This window comes from Gordonia lacunae (assembly GCF_002149015.1).
Lineage (GTDB): Bacteria > Actinomycetota > Actinomycetes > Mycobacteriales > Mycobacteriaceae > Gordonia > Gordonia lacunae.
The window spans coordinates 20,067-37,489 of sequence record NZ_NGFO01000026.1 but is presented as its reverse complement, the minus strand read 5'-3'; the positions used below and the strand labels follow the sequence as shown (position 1 = coordinate 37,489).

General features: G+C 68.7%; 19 protein-coding genes. 4 read left to right on the top strand and 15 right to left on the bottom strand.

The genetic code is table 11. The features are described from left to right. Positions 1 to 12 precede the first annotated feature (12 nt). The 8 genes from CA982_RS19710 to rsmD form a co-directional block, all read right to left on the bottom strand. Positions 13 to 318 (bottom strand): acylphosphatase, encoded by a 306-nt coding sequence (locus CA982_RS19710; RefSeq protein ID WP_086536940.1) that lies wholly within the window; start codon positions 316 to 318, stop codon positions 13 to 15. 4 nt (positions 319 to 322) lie between these two features. Then, on the bottom strand, positions 323 to 781 hold the full coding sequence (locus tag CA982_RS19705) for an OsmC family protein (RefSeq protein WP_086536939.1): 459 nt from the start codon (positions 779 to 781) through the stop codon (positions 323 to 325). A 114-nt stretch (positions 782 to 895) separates the two neighbouring features. Then, positions 896 to 1,813: a bifunctional DNA-formamidopyrimidine glycosylase/DNA-(apurinic or apyrimidinic site) lyase gene (gene mutM / locus CA982_RS19700; protein WP_086536938.1), complete on the bottom strand. Its 918-nt coding sequence runs from the start codon at positions 1,811 to 1,813 to the stop codon at positions 896 to 898. A 36-nt stretch (positions 1,814 to 1,849) separates the two neighbouring features. Beyond that, the gene (gene rnc, locus CA982_RS19695; RefSeq protein WP_086536937.1) at positions 1,850 to 2,575 is read right to left on the bottom strand and encodes a ribonuclease III; all 726 of its coding nucleotides are present in this window, start codon (positions 2,573 to 2,575) and stop codon (positions 1,850 to 1,852) included. Further along, complete coding sequence (locus CA982_RS19690) at positions 2,568 to 3,215, bottom strand: YceD family protein (RefSeq protein WP_208618034.1); 648 nt, start codon at positions 3,213 to 3,215, stop codon at positions 2,568 to 2,570. Before CA982_RS19690 ends, rnc begins: the two co-directional genes overlap by 8 nt. Positions 3,216 to 3,308: 93 nt before the next feature. Continuing rightward, complete coding sequence (locus tag CA982_RS19685) at positions 3,309 to 4,160, bottom strand: DivIVA domain-containing protein (protein WP_086536935.1); 852 nt, start codon at positions 4,158 to 4,160, stop codon at positions 3,309 to 3,311. A 119-nt stretch (positions 4,161 to 4,279) separates the two neighbouring features. Beyond that, the gene (gene coaD, locus CA982_RS19680; protein ID WP_086536934.1) at positions 4,280 to 4,768 is read right to left on the bottom strand and encodes a pantetheine-phosphate adenylyltransferase; all 489 of its coding nucleotides are present in this window, start codon (positions 4,766 to 4,768) and stop codon (positions 4,280 to 4,282) included. Between the two features lie 16 nt (positions 4,769 to 4,784). Next, positions 4,785 to 5,336, bottom strand: a complete 552-nt coding sequence (rsmD, locus tag CA982_RS19675; protein WP_086536933.1) for a 16S rRNA (guanine(966)-N(2))-methyltransferase RsmD — start codon at positions 5,334 to 5,336, stop codon at positions 4,785 to 4,787. Positions 5,337 to 5,500: 164 nt separating this feature from the next. Here rsmD and ectA point away from each other — a divergent pair, with 164 nt between their 5' ends. The 4 genes from ectA to CA982_RS19655 all read left to right on the top strand — a co-directional run bounded on the left by ectA (position 5,501) and on the right by CA982_RS19655 (position 8,891). Further along, positions 5,501 to 6,028: a diaminobutyrate acetyltransferase gene (gene ectA, locus CA982_RS19670; protein WP_086536932.1), complete on the top strand. Its 528-nt coding sequence runs from the start codon at positions 5,501 to 5,503 to the stop codon at positions 6,026 to 6,028. A 236-nt stretch (positions 6,029 to 6,264) separates the two neighbouring features. Beyond that, positions 6,265 to 7,536 (top strand): diaminobutyrate--2-oxoglutarate transaminase, encoded by a 1,272-nt coding sequence (gene ectB, locus CA982_RS19665; protein ID WP_086536931.1) that lies wholly within the window; start codon positions 6,265 to 6,267, stop codon positions 7,534 to 7,536. Continuing rightward, on the top strand, positions 7,533 to 7,964 hold the full coding sequence (locus tag CA982_RS19660; protein ID WP_086536930.1) for an ectoine synthase: 432 nt from the start codon (positions 7,533 to 7,535) through the stop codon (positions 7,962 to 7,964). Before ectB ends, CA982_RS19660 begins: the two co-directional genes overlap by 4 nt. A 48-nt stretch (positions 7,965 to 8,012) precedes the next feature. Next, complete coding sequence (locus tag CA982_RS19655; RefSeq protein ID WP_086536929.1) at positions 8,013 to 8,891, top strand: Sir2 family NAD-dependent protein deacetylase; 879 nt, start codon at positions 8,013 to 8,015, stop codon at positions 8,889 to 8,891. Between the two features lie 7 nt (positions 8,892 to 8,898). Here CA982_RS19655 and proB read toward each other — a convergent pair whose 3' ends face one another. From proB to CA982_RS19615, 7 genes are all read right to left on the bottom strand, one after another. Further along, positions 8,899 to 10,050, bottom strand: coding sequence for a glutamate 5-kinase (gene proB / locus CA982_RS19650; RefSeq protein ID WP_086536928.1), 1,152 nt, complete (start codon positions 10,048 to 10,050; stop codon positions 8,899 to 8,901). After that, a complete protein-coding gene (obgE, locus tag CA982_RS19645; protein ID WP_086536927.1) occupies positions 10,047 to 11,516 on the bottom strand; it encodes a GTPase ObgE in 1,470 nt (489 codons plus the stop codon). Before obgE ends, proB begins: the two co-directional genes overlap by 4 nt. A 95-nt stretch (positions 11,517 to 11,611) precedes the next feature. Continuing rightward, positions 11,612 to 11,875: a 50S ribosomal protein L27 gene (rpmA, locus tag CA982_RS19640; protein ID WP_004019626.1), complete on the bottom strand. Its 264-nt coding sequence runs from the start codon at positions 11,873 to 11,875 to the stop codon at positions 11,612 to 11,614. Positions 11,876 to 11,913: 38 nt separating this feature from the next. Continuing rightward, positions 11,914 to 12,225 (bottom strand): 50S ribosomal protein L21, encoded by a 312-nt coding sequence (rplU, locus tag CA982_RS19635; protein WP_004019625.1) that lies wholly within the window; start codon positions 12,223 to 12,225, stop codon positions 11,914 to 11,916. Positions 12,226 to 12,507: 282 nt separating this feature from the next. Next, a complete protein-coding gene (locus CA982_RS19630; protein WP_086536926.1) occupies positions 12,508 to 15,999 on the bottom strand; it encodes a translation initiation factor IF-2 N-terminal domain-containing protein in 3,492 nt (1,163 codons plus the stop codon). A gap of 425 nt (positions 16,000 to 16,424) precedes the next feature. Further along, on the bottom strand, positions 16,425 to 16,841 hold the full coding sequence (gene ndk, locus CA982_RS19620; RefSeq protein WP_086536982.1) for a nucleoside-diphosphate kinase: 417 nt from the start codon (positions 16,839 to 16,841) through the stop codon (positions 16,425 to 16,427). A gap of 38 nt (positions 16,842 to 16,879) precedes the next feature. Then, positions 16,880 to 17,341 carry a hypothetical protein gene (locus CA982_RS19615; RefSeq protein WP_144066066.1) on the bottom strand — a complete coding sequence of 154 codons (462 nt, stop codon included), beginning with the start codon at positions 17,339 to 17,341 and terminating at the stop codon, positions 16,880 to 16,882. Between the last annotated feature and the right edge of the window lie 82 nt (positions 17,342 to 17,423).

The window sequence follows — 17,423 nt, the reverse complement described above, 5'->3', positions numbered from 1 at the left end:
TCCGGGCTCCGCTCACCGTTCGACGAAGCCGTCGAGGTCCCCGCGCGGTTCATCCACGCGCTCGACGACCAGGTCTACCTGTCCCGGCGTGGTGCCGGACCGCAGCGCGTCCAGCAGGGCGAGCGCTGAGTCCCGTGGCCCCTCCGCGACGACCAGCACCCGGCCGTCGGCCTGGTTCGAGGCGTAGCCGACCAGACCGAGTTCGAGGGCCCGGGAGCGCGTCCACCACCGGAAGCCCACGCCCTGCACGTGTCCGTGAACGTGCGCGGTGAGCCGGACGCGGTCGGTGCCGTGCTCGCTCCCCGTCTCGTCGGTCATCGATTCAGTCCGTCTGGATCCGCAGATCCACCTCGGCACCGGCCTTCACCGTGCGCCCGACGGTGCACACCGCGTCGATGGCGCGTTCGACGACGACGAGCAGGCGGGCCGCGGCATCGGGGTCGAGTTCGGACAGGTCGATCTCGAGGATCTCCTCGATGCGCGGGTAGACCTCGTTCTCGCGGTCCGCGTCGCCACTCACCCGGATCGTCGCGTCGTAGTCGTCACCGAGGCGACGGGCCAACGGCCGGTCCGACGACATGCCGGTGCAGGCGGCCAGGGCGATCTTGAGCAGTTCACCCGGGGTGAACACCCCCTCGACATCCTGCGAGCCGATCAGCACCTCACCCCCACGCGAGCTGCGTCCGGTGTAGCGGCGGGTGCCGGTGCGCTCGACCCAGAGGTCGGTGTGGACCTGGTCGGCAGGGACCCCGGGCGTGGGGGTGGTCGCTTCGGTGGTCATCGAAGGCAGGTCCTCTCGAGAGTCTCCGGCGGGCGGCGCGGGTGCCGCGCCGCGACCAATAGTAAGAGTTCCGGAGCGACGATTGTTCCCGGCGCCGCAGCGAAGTCGGTGGGGTCAGGGCGCGTTCGAGCGCGCACTCGGCGGCCGCTGGCACTTCGGGCAGAAGAACGAGCTCCGGTTCATGAACTGTTCGCGCCGCATGATCGCCCCACAGCGTCGGCACGGCTCCCCCGCCCGTCCGTAGGCGTTGAGCGAGCGCTCGAAGTAGCCGGATTGGCCGTTGACGTTCACGTACAGGGCGTCGAACGACGTCCCGCCGACCTTCAGCGCCGCCGCCATCACCTCGGTGACGGCGGCGATCAGTTCACGCAGTTTCCTGCGGCTGATGGTCTCGGCGATCCGCGCACCGTGCAGGCGCGCACGCCAGAGCGCCTCGTCGGCGTAGATGTTGCCCACCCCGGAGATGACGGTCTGGTCCAGGAGCACCCGTTTGATCTCGGAGTGCTTGGTGCGCATGCGATCCACGACGCGGTCCGGATCGAAGGCGGGGTCGAAGGGATCGGTGGCGATGTGCGCCACCGACATCGGGATGTCGGTGGGCGACGGGTCGGTCGTGTCCCGATTCTCCGGGGGCGCATACACATCGGGGGCGTAGTCGTCGAGATGCCAACCGCCGAAGGTGCGTTGGTCGACGAAGCGGAGTTCGTTCTCGTCGTCGAGGACGGCGCGGACCCGCAGATGCGTGTGGTCGGGGGTTCCGACCCGTGCGATGAGCATCTGGCCGCTCATCCCGAGGTGGACGACGAGCGCCGCCCGGTCGGCGGACTCGGCGAGATCGATCCACAGGTACTTGCCGCGGCGTCGGACGCCGGTCACCTGCTTGCCGGCGAGCCGGCCGATCAGATCCGGTTCACCGCCGGCATGACGACGGATCGCGCGCGGATGAAGGACCTCGGTAGAGGTCACCACCCGGCCGACGAGATGGGTCTCGAGACCGCTACGGACGGTCTCGACCTCGGGCAGTTCAGGCATGCGACACCGCGCGCGGGGCGTTCACGGGAAGACGGTTCACGAGGCGGAAGCGCGCTCGGTGAGCACTTTCCAGGCGTGGGCAGCGGCTTGCTGCTCCGCTTCCTTCTTGGTCCGGCCGACGCCTTCGCCGAGGCTTTCGCCTGCGACCAGGGCGGTCGCGGTGAACTCCTTGTTGTGGTCGGGTCCGGTCGCGCTGATCTGGTACTGCGGCGGACCGAACCCGCGTTCAGAACTCAGTTCCTGGAGCGAGGTCTTCCAGTCCAGGCCCGCGCCGAGGCTGCCGGCACGGTCGAGACGCTCGTCGAAGAGACGCAGGATGACCCGCTGCGAGGTCTCCAGCCCATGGCTGAGGAAGACTGCGCCGAACAGTGATTCCAAACCGTCCGCCAGGATCGAGTCCTTGTCGCGGCCGCCGGTCATCTCCTCGCCGCGACCGAGGAACAGGTACTTGCCGAGCCCGCCCTCGTCCCCCAGCCCGCGCGCCACATCGGCGAGGGCGTGCATGTTGACGACGCTCGCCCGGATCTTGGCCAGTTCACCCTCGGGACGATCGGGATAGCGCAGATAGAGACGCTCCGTGATGACGACGCCCAGCACCGAGTCGCCGAGGAACTCCAGGCGCTCGTTGGTGGGCAGACCGCCGTGTTCGTAGGCGTAGGACCGATGGGTCAACGCCAGGGTGAGGAGGTCGTCGGGGATGTCGGTGTCCAGGGCGTCGAGCAGGGCGGCTCGCGGACCGTCCTCGCGCACAGCCTCAGTCACGATGTCGTTTCCGGTCGGGATCCGCTGCCTCGGCGGCGTCGCCCTCCGAGGCCGGTGCCGAGTCGTCGGTGTCGAGGTCGGCGAACTTGCTCGCGAGGCCCGCCCAGCGGGGGTCGATGACCTCGTGGGAGTGACCCGGCTCGGCGATGGCGAGCCGGACTCCGCACACCTGACACAGACCCTGACAGTCTGCGGAACACAACGGCGACATGGGCAGTTCGAGCGCGACCGCATCGATGATCGACTGCTCGAGATCGATACGGTCGTCGGCGATGCGATGGATGTCATCGGCGTCGGTCGTCTGCTCGGTCGCGCTGTCCGGATAGGCGAACAGCTCGGTGAGGAAGACCGTGACCGTCCCGTCCACGGGCTCGAGACAGCGCGAGCACTGACCGACGGTCTCGCCACACACCGTCCCGGTCACCAGGATTCCCTCGGACACCGCCTCGAGACGCAGGTCGAGATCGACGTCGGAATCCGCCGGGATCCCGACCATCTCGACGCCGAGCCGCTCGGGGGTCCGCACGGTGCGGTGCACCTCGGACATGGTGCCCGGGCGGCGTCCCATCGAACGCACATCCAGCACGAACGGCTCGCGCTTGGGGGTCGAACCGGGACCGTGCGACGGCTCTGATGTCACAGCATGATCAGCCACAAACGCCCACCATACGCTCGCGCCCCGGAATGATCGACCGACGCCGGCGGCGTGTGGACAGCCGGGTCGACGACCGTGTCACACCGCGAGCGGCGAGCCGTGGTCGCGGTCGTAGGTGTGCCGGGCGGACGCCTCGCGCGAGCGTGAACCGTCACCCCGGCCCTCGGACCGTCCGGACTCGTCGACGCCCCGCGGGTACTCGACGTAGTCGTGCATTCCGGCGCCGGTGCGCAGCTGATGCCGGCCACGGTTCACCGACCGCAGCGTGCCGGTCAGGACCTCTTCGAACTGGGCGAGCTTCTCGTCGACGTAGACATCGCAGTCACCGCGCAGGCGATCGGCCTCGGCGTGGGCGGCGTCGATGATCCGCTCCGCCTCGGACTTCGCCGCACCGACGACCTCGGTCTCGGAGACGAGGCGCTGCTGCTCGGCGATGCCGTCGGCCACCGACTTGTCGTAGGAGTTGTTGGCCGCGTCGATGGTGCGCTGCGCCTCGGCGCGGGCCCGGCCGGTGACGGCCTCGAATTCGCGTGCCGCGCTCGTCTGCAGGCGATGCGCCTCCTCCGAGGCGTCCTCGACCAGCGAGCTCGAATGCGCGCTCGCCTCGTCGACCATGCGGTCGGCCTGTGCTTTCGCCTCGGAGAGGATCCGGTCGGCCTCGGCACGGGCGTGCGCGAGAACGGCCTCGGACTCCGAATCCGCCTTCGCCACCGTCGTCTCGGCGTGCTCGCGGGCATCGCCGATGAGCGTGTCGCGCTGATCGAGCACATCCTGTGCATCGTCGAGCTCGCCGGGGATGGAGTCCTTGATGTCGTCGAGGAGTTCCAGCACATCGCCGCGCGGGACGACGCAGCCTGCGGTCATCGGCACACTTCGTGCCTCTTCGACGATCGCGACCAGCTCGTCGAGAGCCTCAAATACCCGGTACACAGCCACCCCAATCCGGCGCTTGCCTGGTTGCAACAGTTGGTGAATCTGTGACTATTGTGCCGAATGGTGCGCTTGTGACTCGTGAAGCGCGTGGGGTGTGTCGCGATGGGTGCGAGAGTTCAGGCCGTCAGCTCTCCGGACAGTCGGCTCATCAGCCGGTCGTGTACGTGGCCGGACAGGAACGGCGAGACGTCGCCGCCCAACTTCGCCACCTCTTTCACGAGCGAGCTCGACACGTGGGCGAAACGTGGGTCGGTGAGCAGGAAGACGGTCTCCACGCCCGCGAGTTCGCGGTTCATCTGGGCCATCGGCACCTCGTAGTCGAAGTCCACCGCCGAACGCAGTCCCTTCACGATCGTGTGGATCGACTCCTGCCGCAGGTAGTCGACCAGGAGGCCCTCCCACCGATCGACCCGCACCTTCGGCAGATCAGCGCAATCCTCTTCGATGAGCGCGATGCGTTCGTCGACGCCGAACATGCCGCGCTTGTTGGGGTTGACCACCACGGTGATCACGACCTCGTCGAAACACGCTGCGGCGCGTTCGACCACATATCGGTGACCGAGAGTGAAGGGATCGAAGGAACCGGGACACACAGCCGTCGTCATGGTCCGAACCTACCGGTCAGACCAGGCGAGCGATCTCCACCCGGGTGTCGCCGTAGGGCTTGTCGACGACCACCTCGTAGTCCGACGGCCACACGTCTCCACCGGATCGGGTCGACCGTTCGACGACCACCAGCGCCTCGTCGTCCAAGCGCGTGGTCAGCAGAGCCAGGTCGTCGGCGACCCGGTCGGCGGTGACGTCGTAGGGAGGGTCCGAGAAGACCAGACCGAAGTGCCGCTCCGGGGCGCCGGCGAGGTAGGCAGACACCGCACGCGTATGTACGGTGGCATTCGAGGACACCCCACAGGCCCGCACGTTCGCGGTGATCGTCGCGGCTGCCCGGCGTCCGGAGTCGACGAACGTGGCACCCGCGGCTCCGCGTGAGATCGCCTCGAGACCGAGCGCCCCCGATCCGGCATACAGATCGAGCACCCAGACTCCGTCCAGATCGGATCGGGCGGCCAGGATGTTGAACACCGACTCGCGAACGCGGTCCGACGTGGGTCGAGTGCCTTCACCCGGAACGCGCAGCCGGCGACCGCCCAGCCGGCCGGCGATGATCCTCGTCATGGAGCCATTCTGCAACCCGGGGAGGCACCCGAACCAATCGGAAATCACGTCTTTGTGACCCACTTCACATTGCGTGCCTGATCAGGGACAAGGTAGGTGTTCTGCGGGCCAATTTCCGCAGGTACATGACTTCCCCGACACGCGTTGTTAACGTCGAATGCGTTATGAGCCCTTCCCAAACAAGAACGGCCCCAACAACCACCCTTGCCGTCGACTACCGCACACCCACGGTCGACGACGGCACCCGCCTCTGGGAAATCGCCTCGGACTCAAAGGTTCTCGACGTCAACTCGAGTTACTCCTACGTCCTGTGGTGCCACGATTTCGCCGCTACGTCCATTGTTGCCGAAGTCGACGGCCGCGCAGTCGGTTTCGTCACCGGCTACCGTCGGCAGAGCGACCCGTCCACCCTGATGGTCTGGCAGGTCGCCGTCGATGACGAGGTCCGTGGACACGGAATCGCCGCAACGATGCTGCACCAGCTGTTCGACCGCGTCAACCGGCAGGGCATGGTGGCCATGCATACGACGATCAGCCCGGACAACATCCCGTCGCAGCGACTGTTCGCGTCGGTCGCCAAGGCCCGCGGGCTCCGCTTCGAACGTCGGGATCTGTTCGCGGCCAACGCCTTCCCCGATTCGCACGAGCCGGAGGACCTCTACATGCTCGAGCCGGAGATCCCCGAGCCCTGACACGGCCCGTTCGACCCACATGCGCTGATCACCGATCGGCGCTTGTGGAGCGGATACCCCGCGCATGCAGAACTCCCAGGTCTGCGACACCGCAATCGACTGTCCTGCTGAACTTTTCGACCACGTGCCGACCCCGCCCCGTGGGGAACCATCCGACCCGGCGCTTGCAACGAAGCGACGCCGAGGCGGCACACCTCCAAGCCCCACGTTCGTCACACCAGAAGGAAGCACCAGAAATGCAACTTCTCGACACCCACATGGACGACTCCGTCTTCACCGCCCACGAGTCGGAGGTGCGCAGCTACTGCCGTAACTGGCCCGCTGTGTTCACCACCGCCAAGGGTTCCTACATCACCGACCAGGACGGTCGCGAGTACCTCGACTTCTTCGCCGGCGCCGGTTCGCTGAACTACGGCCACAACAACCCGGTCCTGAAGAAGGCGCTCCTGGAGTACATCGAGGCCGATGGGATCACCCACGGTCTGGACATGGCGACTGTCGCCAAGGGGAACTTCATCGAGAGGTTCACCAGCCACATCCTCCAGCCGCGCGGCCTGGACTACAAGATCCAGTTCCCCGGCCCGACGGGCACCAACGCCGTCGAGTCGGCTCTCAAACTGGCGCGCAAGGTGACCGGGCGTGAGTCGATCATCAGCTTCACCAACGCTTTTCACGGCATGACCCTCGGGTCGCTGTCGGTCACCGGCAACTCGATGAAGCGCGCCGGCGCGGGCATCCCCCTCGTGCACGCCACTCCCATGCCGTTCGACAACTACTTCGGCGGCGTCATGGAGGACTTCGCCTGGTTCGAGCGCGTTCTCGACGACTCCGGCAGTGGGCTGAACCGCCCGGCCGCGGTCATCGTGGAGACGGTCCAGGGTGAAGGCGGCGTGAACGTCGCCCGCGCCGAGTGGCTGCGCGCGCTGTCCGACCTCTGCGAGCGGCGCGACATCCTGCTCATCGTCGACGACGTGCAGATGGGCTGCGGCCGCACCGGTGAGTTCTTCTCGTTCGAGGAGGCCGGCATCAAGCCCGACATCGTCACCCTGTCGAAGTCGATCAGCGGCTACGGCCTACCGTTCGCGCTGACCCTCTTCAAGCCCGAGCTCGACGTGTGGACTCCCGGCGAGCACAACGGCACCTTCCGCGGCAACAACCCGGCCTTCGTCACCGCCGCCAAGGCGATCGAGACCTACTGGGCCGACGACGCGCTGACCCGGGACATCCATGCCAAGGGCGAGCGCATCCACGAGGTCTTCACCGACCTGTGCACCCGCTACGACGGCATCTCCACCCGCGGCCGCGGCATGGTGCGCGGTCTCGCCTTCGACGACCACACCGCCGCCGGCAAGGTCTGTGCGCAGGCCTTCGGCGCGGGACTCCTGGCCGAGACGTCGGGTCCGTCCGACGAGGTGGTGAAGCTGCTCCCGCCGCTGACCATCTCGCGCGAGGACCTCGATCGCGGCCTGTCCATCCTGTCCGATGCAGTCAAGGAGGTGATCGGATGATCGTCCGAACCACTGCTGAAATCACCGGTACCGACCGCGACGTCGCCGACCCCAAGGGCAACTGGCGCTCCAAGCGCATCGTCCTGGGTGGTGACCACGTGGGCTTCTCCTTCCACGAGACCACCATCAACGCCGGCAGCGTGAACGAGTTCCACTACGCCAACCACGTCGAGGCCGTGTGGCTCGTCGAGGGCACCGGGACCCTCCTCGACCGGGAGACCGGCGAGACCTACCCGCTGGCTCCGGGCACCATGTACCTGCTCGACGGCCACGAGCGTCACACGGTGACCGCCGACACCGAGATGCGCATGCTGTGCGTGTTCAACCCGCCGGTCGTGGGCACCGAGGTACACGACGAGAACGGCGTGTACCCGCTGGTGACGGTCCCACAGCCGGCCGGCAAGCACGCGGAGACGCCCGTCACCTGACACCTCTCGCACACACGTCGAGTACGCACCCTGCCTATCCTGGGCAGGGTGCGTACTCGTCTCCAGCTCGGTTCCTCCCCGGCCGAGCACACACCTCTCGACGACGACGTCGCGGACCGGATCGCGCTGGCCGCCGACATCCTCGCCGGTCGCCGTTTCGCGGTGCTGACCGGGGCAGGCATCTCGACCGACTCCGGCATCCCCGATTACCGGAGCCCCGGGTCGCCACCGCGGACCCCGATGACCCTCGAGATGTTCCTGTCTTCTGCCGACTTCCGCCGCCACTACTGGGCCCGCAATCACCTCGGCTGGCGGCACATGGACGCCGCGGTCCCCAACCGCGCGCACCTCGCGCTGACCGAGTTGCAGCAGCGCGGGTGGCTCACCCGGATCCTCACGCAGAACGTCGACATGCTGCACACCAAGGCCGGAACACGCGGAGTCATCGAATTGCACGGGTGTTACGGACGCGTCCGCTGTCTCGAATGCGACTGGCGGATCTCCCGTCACCGGCTCGCCGAACTCCTCGAGGAGGTCAACACCGAATTCGCCCGCCGGGTCCGCGGGCGGGGTGCCATCGAAGTCGCCCCCGATGCTGATGCCACCTTGTCGGACACATCGGATTTCGTCATGATCGACTGCCCGAACTGCGGCGGAATCCTGAAGCCCGACATCGTCTACTTCGGCGAGACCGTCGCCAAAGACGTTGTGGACGAGTCATATTCGGTGGTCGACGACGCCGACGCGCTGGTGGTCGTCGGATCGTCGCTCACCGTCATGTCCGGCCTGCGATTCGCCCGGCGGGCACACCGCGCCGGCAAGCCGCTGATCATCGTCAACCGGGGTGGCACGCGCGCGGACGAGATCGCCACCCTGAAGATCGATCACGAGGCCGGCTTCGTGCTCCCCGCCTTGGCGACGTTCTGACCTCCGGTCAGCGCGAGACGACCACCAGGTCGTCGGCGTGGACCACCGGGCGCTGCAAGTCGGGCGGGAGGTCGCCGGTGGACCGGCCGACCATCGACGTCACGTCGTCGACGCCGTAGGCCGCGACTCCCCTGGCCCGCACGGTGTCGTACCGGTCGACGAGTTCGACGACGTCGCCCTCGAAGAACCTGCCGGTCACCCCGACGATCCCGGCGGCGAGCAGTGAGCGCCGCCTGCGCGACACCGCTTCGACCGCTCCGTCGTCGAGCACGATCCGGCCGCGCGCGTCGGCGGCATGACGCACCCAGAAGCGGCGAGCGGACAGCCGCTCGGACCGGGCGCCGAACACCGTCCCCACCGAGGCGTCGGCCAGCGCCTGCGCCGCCGACGAGGCGGCGGCCAGCAACACGGGCACACCGGCATCGGCCGACAACCGCGCGGCGGCCAGCTTGGACGCCATGCCGCCCGTACCCAGCGCACCGCCGGAGCCGGCGATCACGCCGTCGAGATCCTCGGGGCCGTTGACCTCCGGGATCAACCGGGCACGCCGGCCGTCGACGCCGACCTTGCGCGGATCGCCGTCGTAGAGCCCGTCGACATCGGACAGCAGGATGAGCGCATCGGCGCCCGACAGATGGGCGACGAGCGCGGCGAGACGATCGTTGTCGCCGAAGCGGATCTCGTTTGTCGCCACGGTGTCGTTCTCGTTGACCACCGCGACGGCCCCGAGCGAACGCAGACGGTCAAGCGTCCGTTGCGCATTCGCGTGATGGCTGCGATTGGAGATGTCGTCGGCGGTGAGCAGGACCTGACCCACCGTGCGGCCGTACCGCGCGAACGACGTACCCCACGCGTGCGCGAGGGCCAACTGCCCGACGCTCGCCGCCGCCTGTTTGGTGGCCAGGTCGGTGGGTCGTCGCTTGAGCCCGAGGGGTGCGATCCCGGCGCCGATGGCCCCCGAGGACACGACGATCACATCCGAGCCGGCCCGCATCCGGGCCTCGAGGGCGTCGGCCAGGGCGTCGAGCCGGTTGCGGTCGAGTCCCTCGGTGAGGTCGGTCAGCGCCGATGACCCGATCTTCACGACCACGCTGCGGGCGTGCGCGATCCGGTCACGCACCGACCCGTCGTGGACGCGGTCGACGGACCCGGCGGTCACGAGAGGTCCCGCTCCCCGCCGTCCTCGTCCGGCAGCCCGCGCCGCAGGCGTCGTGCCTGCTTGCGCTCGGCGGCACCCACGCGATCGGAGCGATCGAGTCGGATGTCGGTGCCGCGTCCGGTGACCGGGACCTCGTCGCCCATCGGGGTCGACGGCTCCCAGTCGAAGGTGACGGCCCCGATGGTGACGGGCGCACCCGGCTCGGCCCCACGGCGCACGAGTTCGTCTTCGACGCCGAGTCGGTTGAGCCGGTCGGCCAGGTAGCCCACGGCCTCGTCGTTGTCGAACTGGGTCTGCGCGATCCAGCGCTCCGGGCGTGTGCCGCGGACGATGAAGCCGCCCTCGTTGTCCGGATCGGTCTCGATCGTGAAGCCCGTGTCGTCGACGGCCTTGGGCCGGATGATCGCACGCCGAGCGACCTTGGCGGGCTGGGCCTCCCGATACTCGCGCACCATGCGTGCCAGGGCGAAGGTGAGCTCGCGCAGGCCTTCGTGGGCGACCGCCGAGATCCGGAACACCGGCCAACCGCGTTCGGCCAGTTCGGGTTCGATGAGATCGGCGAGCTCGGCCGCGTCGGGTACGTCCAGCTTGTTGAGGATCACCACGCGGGGGCGGGAGGCGAGGTCGCCGAGTCCGTGGTCGTCGTCGAGTGCCGGGACGTAGGCGGCCAGCTCGGCCTCCAGCGCATCGATGTCGGAGATCGGATCGCGCCCGGGTTCGAGTGTGGCGCAATCGACGACGTGTGCGAGCACCGCGCAGCGCTCGAGGTGACGGAGGAACTCCAGTCCGAGCCCGCGGCCGGTCGAGGCGCCCGGGATCAGACCGGGGACGTCGGCGATGGTGAAGACATCGCCGCCGGTCTGCACGACCCCGAGGTTCGGGACGAGTGTCGTGAAGGGGTAATCGGCGATCTTCGGCTTGGCGGCCGAGAGCACCGACACGAGCGAGGACTTGCCCGCCGAGGGGAACCCCACGAGGCCGACGTCGGCCACGGATTTGAGTTCGAGGACGAGGGAGCGCTGTTGTCCCTCCTCCCCCAGCAGGGCGAAGCCGGGAGCCTTGCGGGCCTTCGAGGCGAGCGCGGCGTTCCCCAGTCCGCCGCGACCACCCTGCGCGGCTTCGAAGACCGTACCCTCGCCGACCAGGTCGGCGAGTATGGTGCCGCGCTCGTCGAGGACCACCGTGCCGTCGGGGACCTTGAGGACGAGGTCGCCACCGGTGGCGCCGTCACGGTTGTCGCCGGCGCCGGGCTTGCCATTGGACGCCTTGGCGTGCGGGTGGAAGTGGAAGTCGAGCAGGGTGTGCACCTGGGGGTCGACGACGAGTCGCACCGACCCGCCGTTGCCGCCGTTGCCGCCGTCCGGCCCGCCGAGAGGCTTGAACTTCTCGCGGTGAACCGACGCGCAGCCGTGGCCGCCGTTCCCCGCGGCGACGTGGATGGTCACGCGGTCGACGAACCGAGACATCGAAATCCTTCTTCCGTCAAAAAAGAACAGGGCGGGCGGGGTACGCGATGACCCTGCCCGCCCTGTGTAGAGCTGTGTCGTGCCGGTTGCTCAGGTCAGACCGAAGCGGTTTCCGGGACGATGTTGACCGTCTTGCGGCCACGCTTGGAGCCGAACTCCACCGCGCCCGCGGCGAGCGCGAACAGGGTGTCGTCGCCACCGCGACCCACGTTGACGCCGGGGTGGAACTTGGTGCCGCGCTGGCGGACCAGGATCTCGCCTGCGCTCACCTGCTGGCCGCCGAAGCGCTTCACGCCGAGTCGCTGGGCGTTGGAATCGCGACCGTTGCGCGAGCTGGACGCGCCCTTCTTGTGTGCCATGTGTCAGTCCTCCTGAGGTCTTCTCGAAGCGGGTCGAACTACTTGATGCCGGTGACCTTGAGGACCGTCAGCTTCTGACGGTGACCCTGGCGCTTGTGGTAGCCGGTCTTGTTCTTGAACTTGTGGATGCGGATCTTGGGGCCCTTGACGTGGTCGACGACCTCGCCGGTGACCGAGATCTTGGCCAGCTTGTCGGCATCGGTGGTCAGGTTCGACCCGTCGACGACCAACGCGACCGGCAGACTCACGGTGCTGCCGATCTCTCCGTCGATCTTCTCGACCTTCACAGTGTCGCCCTCAGCGACCTTGTACTGCTTTCCGCCGGTCTTGACGATCGCGTACGTTGCCATCGAAGTATTCCTCTTACTCGTCTACTCGGACCCTCGGGGCGCGTGCGCTCCTGGGGCGTTTGTGTTGTGCGTGCCGGGGCGGGCCGCAGGGCACCCAGTCACGTGGCCGGGAAGCTGCGGTTCGCACCAGAGGGCCTGCCGACGGGATTCGCACCGTTGCTGTGCCGAAGCGGGCAGAACAGCGCAGACCCTCCGCGGGAGGCGACTTTCCAAGGTTACGGGAACGTCAGTGGTCGGGTCAAACTCGCCCACCGTCGACCCGCAACCGGGCCGCCCCGCCGCTCAGTCCTCGGCGGGCGGCGGGCCGGCAGGGCGTCCGGCGCTGCGCTTGCGCGGCCGGCGCCGGACCGCGACTGCCGCCTCCGGAGTTCCGGAGGAGACCGGGCCGGAAGTCGTCAGCGGGGTGTCCGCGACCACATCCGCCGCCGTCATCACCACGTTCTCGGGTGCGGTGGTCGTCTGTGCCGGACGACGCACGACACGACGCCGACGCCGTGCGGACGCCGGGGCCTGACCATCCGGGGCCGGACCGGCAGATCCGGTGGTCGGCGATTCCGCCGCGGCGGACTCCGACGCGACCCGCTCCGCGGCCACCTGCTCCGCGGCAACCGGCTCCGGGGCAACCGGCTCGGTGGTGGTCGCCTGCTCGGCCGGTGCGGTGTCCCCGTCGGAACGACGATTGTTGTCCCCGTCGGAACGACCGGCGTTGTCCCCGTCGGAACGACCGGCGTTGTCCCCGTCCGGCTGGACTTCGCCATGGTCCGCACCGTGCTCGTCGTCGTGGGTGTGCGCGGCCATCGCCCGGAACATCGGATGCTCGGCGGGCTTGTGCGCCGGCGCGACGGCGGGTGCGGCTGCCTCCGGCTGTGCCTCGGCCTTCTTCTTGCCCCGGCGCGACCGCTTCGAGCCCGACCCCTCCGCACGCGAGGAGTCCTCGGTCTTCACCTCGACGGGATTCGAGTGCACGATGATGCCCCGGCCACTGCACGCGGTGCACGTGGTCGAGAACGCCTCGAGCAGACCGGTTCCCAAGCGCTTGCGGGTCATCTGCACGAGACCGAGCGAGGTCACCTCGGAGACCTGGTGGCGGGTGCGGTCACGGGCGAGGGCCTCGGTGAGCCTGCGCAACACCAGGTCGCGGTTGGACTCGAGCACCATGTCGATGAAGTCGACGATGATCATGCCGCCGATGTCACGCAACCGCATCTGCCGCACGATCTCCTCGGCGGCCTCCAAGTTGTTGCGCGTGACCGTCTCCTCGAGGTTGCCCCCCGAGCCGGTGAACTTGCCGGTGTTCACGTCGACGACGGTCATCGCCTCGGTGTGCTCGATGATCAGCGTGCCGCCGGACGGCAGCCACACCTTGCGGTCGAGCGCCTTCGCGAGCTGCTCGTCGATGCGGTGCACCACGAACGAATCCGGCGCGTCGGCATGCGGCTTGTCGAACTTCTCGACCCGCTCCATCAGATCCGAGGCCACCGAGCTGACGTATCCCTCGACCAGGTTCCAGGCCTTGTCGCCCTCGACGACGAGCTTCTTGAAGTCCTCGTTGAACAGGTCGCGGACCACGCGGACCAGGAGATCGGGCTCCTCGTACAGCGGCTTGGGGTTCGACGACCCGCCCTTCTTGGCCTGGGTGACGGCCTCGTCGATGGTCTTCCACTGCGACTCGAGACGCGCGATGTCGGCACCGAGTTCCTCGGCACTGACCCCTTCCGAGGCGGTGCGGATGATGACGCCGGCCTCGTCGGGGACGAGCTTTGCCAGGATCTGCTTGAGCCGCTTGCGCTCGACATCGGGCAGCTTACGGCTGATGCCCGTCGACGACCCGCCGGGCACGTACACCAGGTAGCGGCCGGCCAGCGAGATCTGCGTGGTCAGGCGGGCACCCTTGTGCCCGACCGGGTCCTTGCTGACCTGGACGAGGACGTTGTCCCCCGGCTTGAGTGCCTGTTCGATCTTGCGCGAACCGCCGTCGAGTCCGGCGGCGTCCCAGTTGACCTCGCCCGCGTACAGCACGCCGTTGCGGCCGCGGCCGATGTCGACGAACGCCGCTTCCATGCCCGGCAGGACGTTCTGAACCCGACCGAGGTAGATGTTGCCGACCATCGACGACGACGTCGCGGTGGTCACGAAGTGTTCGACGAGGACGCCGTCCTCGAGGACCGCGACCTGGGTGTAGTCCTCGACCGCGGCGTGTTCGTGCCCGTCGTTGCCGGAGATGCGGCTGTTGGCGCTGCGCTCCCGGACGACCATGACACGGTCGACCGCTTCGCGGCGCGCCAGGAACTCCGACTCGGTCAGGATCGGTGGCCGACGACGACCGGCATCGCGGCCGTCGCGACGACGCTGGCGCTTGGCCTCCAGGCGGGTCGAGCCAGAGATGCCCTGGACCTCGTCGCGGGCCCGCTTGCTGCGCGGCTCCCGCTCGTGCACCACCGTGTTCGGCGGATCGTCGGGGGACGCCTCGTCGGCCTCGCCCCCGCCCTTGCGGCGGCGGCGACGGCGACGGCGACGGGTCGACGACGAATCGCCGTTCTCATCGTCGCCGGACGCGTCGTCACCGTCATCGTCGCCGCTGTCGGAGTCGTCGACGGCCTCATCGGCACGGTCGCTCGACGCGCCCGCGGACTCGGCGTCGGCCGACTTGTCCGAACCCGACCGGCGGCTGCGGCGCCGCGTGCGCTTCCCCGACGGGCGGCCCTCGTCCGGGCGCGACTCGTCTGCGGACTCGTCCTCGGACGAGCTGTCCTCGGAGTCCGTCTCACCTGCGGTGCTGTCGGGATCACGGTCGTCGCTCGACGCCTCGGTGCCGGCGGGGTCGTCGGTGTCCGACTCGTCGGTGTCGGAGTCGGAGTCACCGTCGCCGCCCTGGTCTCCTCGACCGCGTCCGCGTCCACGACGTCCACGACGGCGTCGACGACTCCGACTCGAGCCCGAGTCGTCGGCGCCCGACTCGTCAGCGGAGTCGTCGTCGTCCGAATCATCGGCATCGTCGGCGTCGACTTTCGACTGGTCGGTCGTCGGGCGGTCGCCCTCCGCATCGTCGGTCGTGGCGTCGGCGGCCTTGGCGTCATCGGTCTTCGGGTCGTCAGTCGTCGCGGAGTCGCCCGACGCGTCCGTGCCATCCGGACCGGCGGTCGCGCTCACGTCGGTGGTGGTCTTCGGCTCGGCCTCGGCGGTCGCGTCGGACTTCGGCTTCGCGCGCCCCGATCGGGCGGAGCGAGGCTTTTCGGCCGGCGCCTGGGGCTGCAGGAACAGCGGTTGCACGCCCGCCGACGGGTCGGCCTCATCGGCCGACGGCGCCACCGGCGCGTTGTAGTGCGCCGACGCCGCCGAGAACAGCGTCGGGGTCTCCGTCCCCGAAGTGGAGGTGGCGTCGTCTGCCGGGGTCTCGGTCGGCGCCGGGGTCGACTCGTCCCCGGTCGCCTCGTCCCCTGTCGCCTCGGCCGCGGCCGGCTCCGGATCAGCTGATCCGGTATCGGTTGATGCGGTCTGGGCCGGAGTGGTCTGCGCCGGTGTGGTCTGGGCCGGAGCCTCTTCGGTCTCGTCGACGCCGGCACGAACCCGGTCCGCCACGGCCTTCGCCAGGTCGCGGTCGACGCTGGATTGCGGGCTGCGGGTCTGCACACCGAGACTCGTCAGGTGAGCCAGCACCTGTCGGCTCGTCAGGCCCAAGAAACGCGCCAGGGCGTGCACACGAAGTTTGCTGGGAAATTCCTCCGCCGATTCCGACGCTGCGTTCGCGTCAGCCGGCGACCCGTTGTCGGTCACTCAGTCTCCTCGAACCCCCGGGCGCGTCGGGCTGACGCGGCCACGCGAGGGTCTGCTCTGTGTCCCGGCCCGTGTCGGACCGGTGTTGTGTGGTCTGCGCGTCGTGCGACGATCCGACCTGCGGATCACCCGACGACGCTCTTGCTGTGTCGATGACCGCATCCCCGGACGCCTTCCACGCCACCGGGCACAGGGAAACCTGAGTGTTCGGCTGCTGGCAGCAGCGCGAACTCGGTGGGGTCAGCTGCGGTTCCGTGGCGTCGCGGTGCGTCGGTGACGCACCGCGACGCGCCGGTACCAGGGCGCGTCATCCGGTTGCCGTCGACAAAGTGTGTCGGCGATAACTGCACAAGTATCCCACACCGCGGTCGGATGACCGCAAAGGATGAGCGTTTGACGGCGCGCGTCGAGCTGATGAACCCGTTTCAGCCGCTGAGGCCGGGGAACCAGAGGGCGATCTCACGCTCCGCCGATTCGGGCGAATCAGACCCGTGGACCAGGTTGTACTGGGTGTTGAGCGCGAAGTCGGCCCGGATGGTTCCGGGCACGGCCTTCTCCACCGGATCGGTGCCGCCGGCGATCTGCCGGAACGCGGCCACCGCTCGGTCGCCCTCGAGGACCGCCGCGACCAGCGGACCCGAGGTGATGAACTCGAGCAGCGAGGGATAGAACGGTTTGCCCTCGTGCTCGGCGTAATGCCCGCGGGCGACCGCGTCGTCGGCGGTCTTGAGTTCGAGTGCCACCAGGGTCAGACCCTTGCGCTCGATACGGCTGATGATGTCACCGACGAGGCCGCGTTCGACGCCGTCCGGCTTGATGAGTACGAGAGTGCGTTCAGTCACGATTGACACCCTAGCGACCGGTTGCCACTCCGCACCGGTCAGGAGCAGTACTCACCGGCGACCGGGAAGAACCCGTAATTGAAGAGGCTGCCGGTGCGCGAGCGCGGATCGACGACCACCTGAACACAACCGCCGGGCGACGCGAGCGCCCCGGCGAGCGCCAGGTCGAACTGCTGTGCCAGACCGAGATTGGCGGGCCGGTACTGGACGGGCACCGGCAGGCTGGCGATCGCCTCGGGTGCCTTCATCGACGCGGCGCGCTCGGTGATCGCGTGCGTGGCGACGTAGCTGTACTCCCCCGGGCCGACGGGAACCGGCGCATCGGCGACCGGCGCCCCCGTGAAGTTCGCGATCGCGGGCGGGGCCTGGTCGTCCTCGGGAGCGGCGGTGGCCGTTGCCGGGACGGTCAGCGCGAATGCCGCGGCGGCGAGCAGAGCCGCGGGCAGCGCGGCGCGGCGGGAGCGGTCGGAGATGACGGTCCGGGAGAGCTGGAACTGCACGTATGTCCTCACATCGGGGTGTATCGGGAAGTGGTTCGACAGGCTGCGAGGAACGACCTGTCGCCCCCGCGGCTTGGGCCAT

Excerpts from the sequence above, each read along its gene's own strand:
- ectB (WP_086536931.1), top strand. The coding sequence starts at position 6,265 with ATGCAACTTCTCGACACCCACATGGACGACTCCGTCTTCACCGCCCAC.
- rplU (WP_004019625.1), bottom strand. The coding sequence starts at position 12,225 with ATGGCAACGTACGCGATCGTCAAGACCGGCGGAAAGCAGTACAAGGTC.
- ectA (WP_086536932.1), top strand. The coding sequence starts at position 5,501 with ATGAGCCCTTCCCAAACAAGAACGGCCCCAACAACCACCCTTGCCGTC.
- rpmA (WP_004019626.1), bottom strand. The coding sequence starts at position 11,875 with ATGGCACACAAGAAGGGCGCGTCCAGCTCGCGCAACGGTCGCGATTCC.
- mutM (WP_086536938.1), bottom strand. The coding sequence starts at position 1,813 with ATGCCTGAACTGCCCGAGGTCGAGACCGTCCGTAGCGGTCTCGAGACC.
- CA982_RS19660 (WP_086536930.1), top strand. The coding sequence starts at position 7,533 with ATGATCGTCCGAACCACTGCTGAAATCACCGGTACCGACCGCGACGTC.
- CA982_RS19705 (WP_086536939.1), bottom strand. The coding sequence starts at position 781 with ATGACCACCGAAGCGACCACCCCCACGCCCGGGGTCCCTGCCGACCAG.
- rsmD (WP_086536933.1), bottom strand. The coding sequence starts at position 5,336 with ATGACGAGGATCATCGCCGGCCGGCTGGGCGGTCGCCGGCTGCGCGTT.
- CA982_RS19710 (WP_086536940.1), bottom strand. The coding sequence starts at position 318 with ATGACCGACGAGACGGGGAGCGAGCACGGCACCGACCGCGTCCGGCTC.
- coaD (WP_086536934.1), bottom strand. The coding sequence starts at position 4,768 with ATGACGACGGCTGTGTGTCCCGGTTCCTTCGATCCCTTCACTCTCGGT.
- obgE (WP_086536927.1), bottom strand. The coding sequence starts at position 11,516 with ATGTCTCGGTTCGTCGACCGCGTGACCATCCACGTCGCCGCGGGGAAC.